This window comes from Galactobacillus timonensis, from assembly GCF_900240265.1.
Taxonomy (GTDB): Bacteria; Bacillota_I; Bacilli_A; order Erysipelotrichales; family Erysipelotrichaceae; genus Bulleidia; species Bulleidia timonensis.
In genome coordinates, this window is sequence record NZ_LT964739.1 from 1,825,512 (window position 1) to 1,839,061 (window position 13,550).

General features: G+C 46.5%; 8 protein-coding genes and 1 CRISPR repeat array (1 of these 9 only partly in view). All 8 genes read left to right on the forward strand.

All coding sequences use genetic code 11. The annotated features are described in order from the left end of the window. Positions 1-109 precede the first annotated feature (109 nt). The 8 genes from C1714_RS08660 (at position 110) to csn2 (ending at position 12,096) form a co-directional block, all read left to right on the forward strand. Positions 110-2,713, forward strand: coding sequence for a glycoside hydrolase family 2 TIM barrel-domain containing protein (locus tag C1714_RS08660; protein WP_102342791.1), 2,604 nt, complete (start codon positions 110-112; stop codon positions 2,711-2,713). A gap of 82 nt (positions 2,714-2,795) precedes the next feature. Continuing rightward, positions 2,796-3,575 carry a phosphatidate cytidylyltransferase gene (locus C1714_RS08665; RefSeq protein WP_102342792.1) on the forward strand — a complete coding sequence of 260 codons (780 nt, stop codon included), beginning with the start codon at positions 2,796-2,798 and terminating at the stop codon, positions 3,573-3,575. A gap of 22 nt (positions 3,576-3,597) precedes the next feature. Beyond that, positions 3,598-4,458 carry a patatin-like phospholipase family protein gene (locus tag C1714_RS08670; RefSeq protein ID WP_102342793.1) on the forward strand — a complete coding sequence of 287 codons (861 nt, stop codon included), beginning with the start codon at positions 3,598-3,600 and terminating at the stop codon, positions 4,456-4,458. Positions 4,459-4,515: 57 nt separating this feature from the next. Beyond that, positions 4,516-5,898 carry an MATE family efflux transporter gene (locus C1714_RS08675; RefSeq protein WP_102342794.1) on the forward strand — a complete coding sequence of 461 codons (1,383 nt, stop codon included), beginning with the start codon at positions 4,516-4,518 and terminating at the stop codon, positions 5,896-5,898. Positions 5,899-6,249: 351 nt separating this feature from the next. After that, positions 6,250-10,242, forward strand: a complete 3,993-nt coding sequence (cas9, locus tag C1714_RS08680; protein ID WP_102342795.1) for a type II CRISPR RNA-guided endonuclease Cas9 — start codon at positions 6,250-6,252, stop codon at positions 10,240-10,242. A 3-nt stretch (positions 10,243-10,245) separates the two neighbouring features. Continuing rightward, positions 10,246-11,154: a type II CRISPR-associated endonuclease Cas1 gene (gene cas1, locus C1714_RS08685; RefSeq protein ID WP_102342796.1), complete on the forward strand. Its 909-nt coding sequence runs from the start codon at positions 10,246-10,248 to the stop codon at positions 11,152-11,154. After that, positions 11,144-11,437, forward strand: a complete 294-nt coding sequence (gene cas2, locus C1714_RS08690) for a CRISPR-associated endonuclease Cas2 (RefSeq protein WP_245305086.1) — start codon at positions 11,144-11,146, stop codon at positions 11,435-11,437. The genes cas1 and cas2 overlap by 11 nt, the downstream gene beginning before the upstream one ends. Further along, positions 11,434-12,096, forward strand: coding sequence for a type II-A CRISPR-associated protein Csn2 (gene csn2 / locus C1714_RS08695; protein ID WP_102342798.1), 663 nt, complete (start codon positions 11,434-11,436; stop codon positions 12,094-12,096). Before cas2 ends, csn2 begins: the two co-directional genes overlap by 4 nt. A gap of 54 nt (positions 12,097-12,150) precedes the next feature. Beyond that, positions 12,151-13,550: direct repeats of the CRISPR family, unit length 36 nt; unit sequence GTTTGAGAGCTATGTAATTTCTTTTGGTAGCAAAGC; it runs 2,470 nt beyond the window's last position.

A 13,550-nucleotide genomic window follows, 5' to 3' on the forward strand; every position in this document is an offset into this window, starting at 1 on the left:
ACAGTCACAAACAATTGAATGGAAAGTCAGAACGGAGGGAGTGACGGTTCTCTCCGTTTTATTGGCTGCAGCTGATAATACGGGATCTTTGCCATGTTAAGATAGTCTCATGAGGCGTTTGGCAAGTGTATTCCTGACGATTGTCCTGCTATTGGCCGGATGTGTTCCGGCATCGGCGGAAGAAAATGATGTGCCTGATCTTTCCCGGCGCATGAACAGTTTTAATGAAGGCTGGCTTTTTTCGTGTGGGGAAGGGGATGAAACGGCGTCGGATCCTTCGCTTGGGGACAGTACGTGGGAACCTGTTACGCTTCCTCATGACTGGTCGATTTCCATGGCCTATGACGAAAACGGGGAGGCGGAAAGCGGCTTTCTTCCCGGCGGCACAGAATGGTACCGGAAGAAGTTCGTGGTTCCTTCTTCATTGAAGGGGAAACGGATCTCGGTGGTATTTGATGGTGTCTATCAGCGGGCGGAGGTTTATCTTAACGGGCAGAAGCTTGGCTATCATCCGGATGGCTATACCTCGTTTTCGCTGGATCTGAGCGGCGGCCTGATTGTTGACGGGTCGAGTGAAAATGTGCTGGCTGTCCGTGTTGAAAATCCCCAGCCCAACAGCCGCTGGTATTCCGGCAGCGGAATCTATCGGGATGTGTGGCTGAAGGTGACGGATTCTGTGTTTGTCGATGAGGATGCGACTGCAATCCGCTATGATGTCGATCAGCTCAAAAAGCAAAACAGTACCGAAACCAAAGCTTCGATCGTTCTGTGCAATGACAGTGACAATGATGCAGAGGTAACTGTTCACAGTGTGCTGCGTGATCCTGCTGGAACGGCGGTTGGTGAAACCTCTTCGCAGGCGGTTGTACAGGCAAAGCAGACCGCGACCGTTTCGCAGACCATTGAGGCGCGGGATCTGACGCTCTGGTCGGTGGATGATCCTTCGCAGTATACGTGGGAGGTCGCTGTTTCTTCTTCGGATGGCAGTGATGCGGTTTCGATTCCCTTCGGCTATCGCTATGCAGAATGGGACGCGGATCATGGCTTTTTCCTCAACGGGAAGGCTATGAAGCTGCAGGGTGTCTGTCTGCATCAGGATTACGGCGCCCTTGGCACAGCGTGCTATGAGGCGGCGGTGGAGCGGCAGCTGGGCAAGCTGAAACGGATGGGCGTCAATGCGATCCGTTCGACGCATCATGCGGCGGGACGGATTCTCCGTACTCTTTGTGCAGAGAAGGGCATTCTGCTGATTGAAGAAGGATTTGATACCTACATTTATCCGAAGAACGGAAACGTCAACGATGGCAGCAGCTTCTTTCTGGAGACGGTTGGAAGGGACAATGGAATCGAGCACGCATACAGCGATGAGACCTGGGCGGAATATATATCGCGGCGGATGGTGGAGGAGTCGCGCAATAATCCGGCGGTGATCATGTATTCGATCGGCAATGAGCTGCTGGGCAATTTCAGCGGTGATACACAGGCCTATCCTCAGTATGCCGAAGAGATCATTACCTGGATCAAAGATGAGGATCCGGATGCGGTGGTAACGATCGGCGATAATCTGGCAGGCAGGGACAATGCGGTTCAGCTGGCGATGGATCAGGCGCTCGTGGATGCGGGCGGTGCCGTTGGCTTCAACTATGCAGGCGGAGATGTATATGATTCGATGCATGCGGCATATCCCGATTGGTGTCTCTATGGTTCGGAGACGGCGAGTGCGCTGAGCAGCCGGGGCTGGTATTCCAGCCTGGGAGTGGATGAGAAGAATCTTCAGGTGTCCGTCTACGATACGGTACATGTGGGCTGGGGCACGACGGCACAGCAGGCATGGAAGGATGTGATTTCGCGGGACTTTGTTGGTGGCGAGTTCATCTGGACGGGCTGGGACTATCTTGGGGAGCCGGAGCCCTGGAACGGGCTGGAGCCGGGATCGGTCAGCGGACAGGGTGCTTCTCCGAAGTCTTCCTATTTCGGGGTGGTGGATACGGCCGGCTTTGAGAAGGATACGTATTACTTCTACATGAGTCAATGGAATCCGGATGTTGTGACGCTGCACATTCTTCCCGACTGGAATGTAGAAGATATCGTCAGGGACAAACTTGGTCGGGTGAAGGTTGATGTCTACAGCAATGCGGCGAGCGTTGAGCTGTTTCGCAACGGCATGTCACTGGGCCGGAAATACTTCGCGAAACAGACGACGGAAGACGGCTATACGTATCAGACCTGTGAGGGGGAGCTTTATCTTTCCTGGGATGTATGGTACTGGCCGGGTGAAATCATGGCGAAAGCCTACGATGAAGACGGCAATGAAATCACGGATACCGTGGGACGCTCTTCTGTAAAAACGTCTTCGGCGGCTGCGCAGGTTGTTCTTACGGCAGATCGGAGTGAGCTGCATGCGGATGGTTCGGATCTTGCGTTCATTACGGCGGAAATCCGGGATGAAGACGGCAATCCGGTTTACAGGGCGAGCGTTGATCTGGACTTCACCCTGGAGGGGGAAGGAAGGATCATCGGTGTGGACAATGGGGATCCGACGGACCTTTCTTCATATCAGGGCAGTGATGACAGCCATGCAAGCCGCAGGACATTCTCCGGAAAGGCGCTGATCATTGTGCAGACCAGTAAAACGGCCGGAACCATCCGGGTGAGCGCATCCGGCGAGGGGCTGGCTTCGTCCGTCATTGAAATAAATTCCGCTGCACCATAACAGCAGTGTTAAGTACTCTTCAGCATACGAATCGGGCGAAACGTATGCTGAATTTTTATTTGCGGGCGACTAGGATAGCGTTATGAAAAATAACTTTCGTACGCGGGCAGTGACGGCTGCCATCCTGGTTGCGGTTGTTCTTCCGTGCCTGATTCTTGGTGGACAGTGGATGCGGGTTCTGCTGGTATTGATCGGGCTGTTCGGGGCCTGGGAGATCAGCGGTCTGAAGCTGAAGGATACGCGGCAGGTTGTATTTACGGCCATTCTCTGGGTGGCGATGGCGGCATTAGTCTTCTGTGACAGCAGTATTCTTCCGGCGGCGTTGGGCGTGTGGTTCATTGTGCTGGCTGCTTTGTGCCTGATCCCGGGCTTTGTGACAATTGATCTTGCCTGCACGGCGTACTGTCTGAGCGTGATCATGGTAATGGCAGCACGCAGTACGGCTGCGGTTTACGGGACGGCGGACGGCTGGAAGCTGATGTTCTATATCGTGATGATCTGTACACTTGCGGATACGGGTGCGTATCTGTTTGGCTCGTGGCTCGGCAGACATCCGATGGCTCCGTCCATTTCTCCGCGCAAGACATGGGAAGGTGCGATCGGTGGCTATGTTTGTTCGGCAGTACTTTCCTATATTTACGGGATGCTGGTGTGTGAAAGCCTCGGTGGCTGGCAGCTGGCGGTGTGCAGTTTGATTCTGCCGGCAGCGGCGGAGGCTGGCGATCTGATCTTTTCAATGATCAAGAGGCACTGGAAGATCAAGGATTACGGGACCCTTCTGCCGGGGCATGGCGGTGTGCTGGATCGTTTTGATTCGTTGATTGTTGTTCTGACGGTGTTTTCGCTTGCGGCGGGATTGTGATGGCTGAGGACGTGATGGAACTATGAAACGTGGTCTTGTGATGGAAGGCGGAGCGATGCGCGGCATGTTCACCGCTGGCGTGATCGATGTGCTGATGGAGAACAATCTGTATCCGGACGGAGCGGTCGGAGTTTCGGCGGGCGCTGCCTTCGGCTGCAATATTAAGTCGCACCAGATCGGCAGAGTGATCCGCTATAATGTGCGCTTTGCCAGAAACTGGCGGTATTGCTCTTGGAAGTCCTTTTTTCTGACGGGCGATCTGTACGGGGCAAAGTTCTGCTATGATACGCTGCCGAAGAAACTGGACATCTGGGATATCAGGACGTTCGCATCCGATCCGATGGCGTTTTACATTACTGCAACGGATATAAAGACGGGCAAGCCTCTGTATCATCTTTGCACGGATGGCGGGGAGGATGATCTGCTTTGGATGCGGGGAAGCGCATCGATGCCGATCGTCTCCAGGCCGGTCGATGTGGATGGCTACCGGCTTCTTGATGGCGGCATCAGTGATTCGATTCCTCTGAAGTTTCTTGAAGGAAAGGGATACGATCGCTGTGTCGTGATTCTGACGCAGCCGGATTCGTATCGAAAAAAAGACTATTCGAGGGCACAGCTCGATGGTTTGCACTTCCTGCTTCGAAAGATGCCGGCGATCTACGATCAGCTTGCGCGGCGCGCAGACTTCTACAACCGGGAGGTTGCAGAAGTAAGGCGGCAGGAGGAAGCCGGAAACGTTGTCGTTGTACGGCCAAAGAGGGATCTGAATATTTCTTCAACGTGTCACGATGGGGAAGAGAAGATCCGTGTCTATGATGAGGGGCGTGCGGCCGGGGAGGCGGCGCTGGAGCGGATCCGTTCTTTCTGGAACATGACTGTCTGAGGGGCTGTACCTACTGCGGTTTTCTGTGCTAGCATAGCCTCAAGGCGGGGCTGGACAATGCGGGTCAGAAAGAAAAAGGCAATCGATCTTCTTCACGGGAATATTACGGAACAGCTGCTTCTGTTCTTTTTTCCCGTGTTTTTCGGTACGCTGTTTCAGCAGCTTTACAATACGGTCGATGCGGTCGTTGTGGGTAATTTCGTCGGTACGGCCGCACTTGGTGCCGTCGGCGGCTCGACGGGTACGCTGATCAATCTGCTGGTCGGCTTTGTGACGGGGCTTTCTTCAGGTGCGACGGTTGTCATTGCGCAGTTCTATGGTCAGAACAACCGTGACGGTGTGAAGCGGGCAACCGCTTCAGGCATGTTCCTGGCGATTGTGCTGGGAGCTGTTCTGACGGTGGTCGGTATTGTGTTTGCGCCGCAGCTGCTGCAGATGCTTAATGTGCCGGAAGATATGTTTGCGCAGGCAGTAACGTATCTCAGAATCTATTTTGTCGGCATGGTGCCGACGATGGTTTACAACACCGGCGCCGGTATTCTGCGTGCGATCGGCGATTCGAAGCGGCCGCTGTATTTCCTGATTGCCTCTGCCTGCACCAATATCGTTCTTGATATTGTTTTTGTGGCGGTATTTCCATTTGGAATTGCGGGAGCCGCATGGGCAACGGTGATTTCGCAGGTGGTGAGCAGCCGCCTGACGATGTATGTTCTTTCACATACGAATCAGCCGGTCCAGTTCCGGTATCGTGATCTTTCGGCGGACTGGCCGATTCTGAAGCGGATTCTTGCCATCGGCCTGCCGACGGGCATTCAGTCTTCTCTCTACAGCATCGCCAATCTTTTCATTCAGGCGTCCATCAACGGCTTTGGGACAAGTACCGTGGCGGCCTATACGGCCTTCGGTAAAATCGATGCCTTCTTCTGGAACGCCAGCGGCTCGCTCGGTACAGCTGTTCTGACTTTTGCGGGTCAGAACTTCGGAGCTGGCAATATCAAGCGTGTACGTTCTGGGTTCTATCATGCGATCGGCTGCTATGTGGTCGGTGCGCTTGGCATCATTGCGATTTGCTGGTTCGGGGGTCCGAACCTCTTCCGTCTGTTTACGCCGGATCAGGAAGTCATTACGATCGGTCTTTCCATCCTGCATTATCTCTGCCCGTGGTGGATTTCGTTCTGCCTGGTGGAAGTATTCTCGTCCGGCATCCGTGCCTGCGGAGATTCTCTGATTCCGATGCTGATTACGGCCTCGGGAATCGGTGCTTTCCGTATTCTCTGGATCATCTTCTACCCCGGTACAACGATCTTTGATACACTTGTCTGCTATCCTATCAGCTGGGTTCTTACAAGCATTCTCTTTATGATCTACTACCTTCAGGGAGGCTGGCTGAAGCGGTCACTGAAGCTGAAGGAACAGGTTTCCGGCCTTGGTAATAAATAATTTTTCAAGGTACCCGGAAAGACAGATTCCTGTCTGCATTTCGAATGATGTAGTGGAATGGGACAATTTAAACAGCATTGCGGTAAATAATAGAAAGCCTATATAATTAACTTCAGAGAAGACAACATTGCTTGCATATTCAGACTATTATCGCCTTCTAAAAATCATTCGGGCAAACAGACAAAACAAAAACTTCCTTTCGGAAGTTTCTGCTCACACACTGTGAATTCGTCTAAGACGATAAGTTCGCTGTAAAGCTTATTTGAACCTGCTATGTAATTTGTCTTTGGTAGTAAGACACTATTTTTATAGTCTAGAACCTGATGTTTGTCAATTGAAGGAGAAAGCATAATGAAACAAAACGGGAATAATGAGAAGCAGGGAAATTGGTACCTTGGTCTTGATGTTGGAACCAGTTCCTGTGGTTGGGCAGTGACGGATCAGGACTACAACATTCTGAAGTTCAAGGGAAAGTCGATGTGGGGCGCACGTCTATTTGACGAGGCAAATACTGCTGAAGCCCGCAGAACAGCACGAACGAATCGTCGTCGTCTGAATCGCAGAAAACAGAGACTCCTTCTATTGGAATCGATCTTTACAGATGAAATCAAGAAATTGGATCCGAATTTCTTTGTGCGTCTTCATGAAAGCAATCTGTGGGCGGAGGATCGAACGGAGTCCGGCTGCAAGTATACGCTGTTCAATGATCCCGGTTTCACCGATGTGGATTATCTGAAGAAATATCCGACCATTTATCATCTTCGCAGTGAACTGATCCACAATGATCAGCCGCATGATGTTCGTCTTGTTTTTCTTGCGCTGCATCACATTATCAAAAGTCGTGGACATTTTCTTTGGGAGAGCTCTGCAAACTCAGAGGGGAAGACACTTGATGAGGCGATGGAGGATCTGGAAACACGTTTTGAAAGCGACGGGTTGAGCTTTTCGCCAAGAGATCCTGCTCTGTTTAAAGATGTTCTTTCCAGTGCGGATTCCGTTTCGATTAAAAAAGAGAAACTTAATAAGGCATTTGGAGACTTAGCAAAAACGGAGGAAGATTCGCTTGATTACGGTGCTTTTCTGGACTTGCTTTCGGGGGCAACTGTCAAACTCAGCAAATTGTTCTGTGATGATTCTTTAACTGACGCTGATATCAAGTCAATTTCCTTGAAGGATGATATCGATAGTCAGATGGATCAGCTTACAATCCTGTTGAGTGACAGGGCAGATTACATTTTTTATGCCAAGGAAGTCTTTGATATTGCAAAACTGGCTGAATTTCTGGGAACGAATGAATATCTCAGTGATGCGAAAATCGTTCTCTTCAAGAAAAATGAACGCGAACTCAAAGTACTGAAGAACTTTGTACGCAATAACCTTTCTGCTGAAGACTATAAGGCGATTTTCCATTCGGGAAAAGGGAATAATCTGTGTGCATATCTTGCCTCTGATGATGCTGAAAAAAAGTGTTCTCAGGAGGAATTCTGTAAGTACCTTGAACCTTTTGTGGCGGGTATGAAAGATTCGGTAGACGATGAGGAGGAAAATGTTTATAAGGAGATCGCTGGCCGAACATTTTTGACGAAACTTAAGGGGTCAAGCAATGGTGTGGTTCCTTATCAGCTGCAGAGAAAGGAACTGATTGCCATTTTGAATAATGCGGAACATTATCTTCCGTTTCTGAATGACGTTGATTCAGACGGCTATAGGACCTCGGACAAGATTATCTCGTTGGTTGAGTTCCGCATTCCCTATTATGTTGGACCATTGAAGAATGGTTGGGCAGTTCGAAAGAATTCGAATGAGAGGGTGTATCCATGGAATTTTGAAAAGATGATCGATGAAGAAGCGAGCGCGGAAAAATTCATGGAAAATCTTGTCGGCCGGTGCACATATACAGGTGCTCCTGCGCTTCCGTTGAACTCGCTGCTTTACAGCCGGTATATGGTACTGAACGCGATCAATCCGATCAAGGTGAATGGATATCCGATTGATGTTAGGACGAAGCAGCAGATTTTCAACGATCTGTTCGTTAAATCCAGGAAGAAAGTTACAAAGAAGTCTATTCATGGTTACCTGCTTTCAAAAGGGCTGATTAAACAGACTGATGAGATTTCCGGTATTGATGATGAGATTAATGCCAGCTTAAAGTCTCTGCATGATTTTTCATCGATGCGTGACCATATTTCGGATGCTGATATTGAAAAAATCATTAAGGCGATTCTTGTTTATGGAAAAGACAAGAAGATGCTGGGAAGCTGGATTAAGAAGAATGTGAAATGCGTTACCAAAGATGATCTTCGCTGTATCCGCAGTTTTCAGTATTCGGAATGGGGAAGATTGTCTAAGGAATTCCTGACGGAAATCTACCATACCGATGAGAATGGCGAAGTGAAGACCATCATGGATATGCTTTGGGAAACGAATAATACCTTGATGCAACTGCTTTCGGACCGGTATCAGTTTCTTGTAAATGCGCAGGAATATCGTAAAGAACAATTTGGGGTCGGTGATTCTGTCAGGGAACAGGTAGAAGACCTCTATATTGCACCCGCTGTCAAACGGAGCATCTGGCAGACACTAAAGGTGGTTGATGAACTTGTTGACATCCAGAAGTCTGCTCCTGCGAAAATAATGATTGAAATGGCTCGCACAAATTCCAAAGAGCTGAAGAAGAAGCGTACTGTTTCTAGAAAGGACACTTTATCTGAGCTGTATCGTTCCTGTGCTAAAGAAGCTTTTCAGTTTATCCCGAAAGAAAAATTTGAAAAAGTTAAATCAAGACTTGAAAAGGAAACAGACCAGTCATTAAGAAGAGACAAACTTTATCTTTACTATACCCAGCTTGGATGCAGTGCTTATACAGGAGAACCGATTGATTTTGAACAAATGATGCTCGAGGATAAAACTTATGATATTGATCATATTTTCCCTCGTTCGCTCATTAAGGACAACAGCCTGAATAATCGTGTTCTGGTTGAAAGCCGCCTGAACCGTGAGAAGACGAATGAGTATCCGATTAAGGATTCCATCCGCAAAAAGATGCTTTCGTTCTGGAAGATGCTGCATGATAAGAACCTGATCTCAGACGTGAAGTTCGAGCGGCTGAACAGGTGTACTCCATTGACTGAGGAAGAGCTGTCGTCCTTTGTTGCCAGACAGATCGTTGAGACGCAGCAGTCTACCAAAGCCCTTGCCGAGATCCTTCATAACTCCTATCCGACTTCCAGGATCGTTTATTCCAAGGCGGGGAATGTCAGTGATTTCAGGCAGGAATTTGATCTTCCAAAGTTCCGGGAGATCAACGATCTTCATCATGCCAAGGATGCTTATCTGAACATTGTTGTCGGAAACGTGTACAACACCAAATTCACGGACCAGTTCTTCAAGAACATTACGCATGAAAAATACTCTTTGAATAAGGTTTTTGATTTTGATGTTCCCAAAGCCTGGAAAGCTGATGGCACTTCAATCAGAACTGTCAAGAAGTACATGGCAAAGAACAATCCCATCGTTACTGTTGCCCAGATAGAGGGGAAAGGCATGTTCTTCAAGCTAAATCCGCTATCGAAAGGTAAAGGTCAGCTGCCCATTAAAGAGGGAATGGATATCAACAAGTATGGCGGCTATGATAAGGTTTCGGGCGCGTATTTCTGTGTTGTTGAACATCAGAAGGGGAAAAAGAGGATAAGAACTATTCAACCCGTTCTCCTTTATGCAAAGGATGAATACGAAAACAAACCGGAAGAATACTGTGAGAATGTGTTGAATCTTGAAAAACCGAGGATCATTGTGAAGAAGGTTCCCAAGAATGCAATTCTTGAACTGGATGGTTCCAGATTGTTGATTACAGGGAGAACTGGAAGTCAAAATGTATACAGGCATGCTTATGAGTTTTCTGTTGACAACGAACATGGACAATATTTGAAGAACCTTCAGAAGTACTGCCAGAGATGTGCAACTGCAGGAAAAGATGTAGAACTGAAAGTTACAAGTTGCGATGGTATTTCTGCTGAAGACAACGTTAAGATGTACGACTGGTTTATCAGCAGAATTGAGCAGCCTTGTTATTTGAAACTGTTTAATAATGAAAGAAAACAATTATCTAATTGTCGCGATGCTTTCTGCTCTCTGTCGATATTGAAGCAGGCAAAGGCATTGATGGAAATATTGAAAGTTTTTAAATGTGATTCAGTATTTGGAAACTTTAAGGAATTTAATGGGTCTTCTGGTACTGCAGGAAGAGTTCAGAAATCAAGTAACATATCTTCATTTACCAGCGCTTTCCTGATTCATCAATCAAGTACAGGTCTCTATGAAACAAAAGTTGATCTTTTGAAATGATTTATGGGCTGGCGTGTTGTTGCAATCTCCAGTATTGCGAAACTTGATTACAAATTGGATTATCTCGTTATCAGAACCAAGGATAATGTGAACCGCATTCATATAAGTGAGATTTCTGTCCTGATCATCGAGTCTACAGCAGTTTCATTAACTGCTTATCTCCTTGTAGAGCTTGCGAAGAACAAAGTCGATGTTGTTTTCTGCGATGAACGGCGGTTCCCGTTTGCAAGATTTCAACCACTTTATGGCAGCCATGATACTTCTGATAAGGTCAGAAAGCAGGTTGTTTGGCCGCCAGATGTAAAAAAGGCAATATGGAGCAGGGTAGTTGTCGCTAAGATCCTGGGGCAAAGTGCAGTTTTGGACCGGATTGGAAGCACAGAAGGCAGAGATGCATTGCTGGAGTTTGCAAAAGAAGTAATGCCCGGCGATGTGACAAATCGGGAAGGGCATGCAGCAAAAGTATATTTCAACAGATTATTTGGCATGAGCTTTACAAGAACGGATAAGGACAATGTAATCAATTCTTGTCTGAATTACGGCTATAGTCTTCTGCTTTCTGTTGTCGCGAGAGAGGTGGTCAACAACGGTTACGTTACTCAGCTGGGCATTCATCATGACAATATGTTTAATGATCTAAACCTTGCTTGTGACTTAATGGAACCATTTCGGCCATTTATTGATCTTCTTTGCGTTCAAATGAAGCCGGATCAGTTCGGTAAAGATCAGAAACTTCAGTTGATTGGTTTTATGAACCGTCAGGTCAATATTGACAGTAAGCAGCAGTTCATCCTGAATGCCATTGAAATATACGTTAAAAGCGTTTTGACATCTTTAGAATGTGGGGATCCATCGATCATTAAATTTCCTGATTATGAATTTTCGATATATGAGAGTTCTGGTGTTCTTTGATCTTCCTGTTACAACTGCAGCAGGCAGACGAGCATATACAACGTTTAGAAAATTTCTGATTAAAGACGGCTTCTTTATGATGCAGGAATCGGTCTATTGCAAAATAGCCCTTAACCAGCAGTCAAGTAATGCAATTGTTGAGCAAATCAAAAACAATAAGCCGGATTGCGGTCTTGTTCAGGTACTCGTTATTACTGAGAAACAGTATTCCAATATTGTTCATGTGGTTGGAGACAATAAAAGTGACGTCATTAACTCATCGGAACGATTGGTGGTCTTATGATCCTGGTGAATCCTAACTATTTTGATCCGATATCCATTACTGAGGAATATCCCGAGACTCTGGTTGTGGAAGATAATTTCTATTATCGGAGTATTCTGACGGACATGATTGAGCAGTTGAAGACCGGGAAAGGTGATTTTGTTCTTTCGGAAAATGAGGAAATCATCAGCTGCCAGAACATTCAAATTGTTACCGATCTTCTTCAAATGGATTTTTCTGATCGAACAGCAAAGACAAGACTCCAGCAGACTATTGCATTCGATTTTCGCGATGATCCGGCTGTTGAAAGTATCCGTGAAGATCTTTATCATTTCTGCTTTAAAATCTGTACAGATTATCCTCTTCCGGTCAGCTTCAAAATGGATCTGACAGCCATTGATCTTGTAAAAATGATGGATTTTTTCCTTGATCTTAGCTTTTCTTCATGGGTAGAGAAGATTATTCTTCTCCTTGAAGCGGAGCGTTCCCTGCTAAAGAAGAATCTGTTTATCTTCTCAGGTTTAAAGGATCTGATGAATAAAGAAGAGTATGCGGCTCTTGAGAAGGAATTGAAGTATCGAAAGTTCAGTGTACTAATGATAGAACATCGTGAACATCAGGATCTCGATGACAAAGATCATCTAAGGATTATTGATAAGGATCTCTGCCTGATAGAATAATAGGTGCCAGAAGCCTGTTTGCTATGCAGGTAAATACATAGGTCCAAATTTGAGGTTTGAGAGCTATGTAATTTCTTTTGGTAGCAAAGCGATGGTAGCCTCTTTGATACATCATACAAGGTTTGAGAGCTATGTAATTTCTTTTGGTAGCAAAGCAATTAAAGTTGCAATGCTTTTTACCCTTATGTTTGAGAGCTATGTAATTTCTTTTGGTAGCAAAGCAATTAAAGTTGCAATGCTTTTTACCCTTATGTTTGAGAGCTATGTAATTTCTTTTGGTAGCAAAGCTAAGAGAAGGATGGCATATCGTAGCAGGCTGTTTGAGAGCTATGTAATTTCTTTTGGTAGCAAAGCCACGACATGAAACACAAAATACTATCTATCGTTTGAGAGCTATGTAATTTCTTTTGGTAGCAAAGCTTCTTTGGAGAACGGGTACAAATGCTGCCGGTTTGAGAGCTATGTAATTTCTTTTGGTAGCAAAGCTCCCCATGTACGGCTGCGGATGTACTCAACGTTTGAGAGCTATGTAATTTCTTTTGGTAGCAAAGCCAGTCTATGGTCAATCCTATGCCTGGGGCAGTTTGAGAGCTATGTAATTTCTTTTGGTAGCAAAGCCTTTACTTTTTCAGACGGATCAAACCCGTAGTTTGAGAGCTATGTAATTTCTTTTGGTAGCAAAGCTATTTTGAATTCCTGTCGCCTGCTGCACGCGTTTGAGAGCTATGTAATTTCTTTTGGTAGCAAAGCAGTTCTTAGAGTTAAACGTAATCACGGCATGTTTGAGAGCTATGTAATTTCTTTTGGTAGCAAAGCCCATCAGCCGATCCTTATCAACCATGTGCTGTTTGAGAGCTATGTAATTTCTTTTGGTAGCAAAGCTATCAACGCTGTATGGTTCCATTCCTTTCTGTTTGAGAGCTATGTAATTTCTTTTGGTAGCAAAGCTCAGAGTGATGTATCTGATGCCGGAGGATCGTTTGAGAGCTATGTAATTTCTTTTGGTAGCAAAGCAATACATTGACAGCAATGCAGACGATGTTCGTTTGAGAGCTATGTAATTTCTTTTGGTAGCAAAGCGGAATTCCTTCGACGACATCGAAGATGCCAGTTTGAGAGCTATGTAATTTCTTTTGGTAGCAAAGCAGCCGATGACCTTATGTCTTTTTGTTCCTGGTTTGAGAGCTATGTAATTTCTTTTGGTAGCAAAGCACCGGACACGGGAAGAACTGAACAGCGGAAGTTTGAGAGCTATGTAATTTCTTTTGGTAGCAAAGCAGTGGAACCGGTTGCTGTGCTGACCGACATGTTTGAGAGCTATGTAATTTCTTTTGGTAGCAAAGCGAAAACCGTATGCCTTCATGTCCTGCACCAGTTTGAGAGCTATGTAATTTCTTTTGGTAGCAAAGCAAAGGTCATTCCACATAAAGTCAGGGCAGTGTTTGAGAGCTATG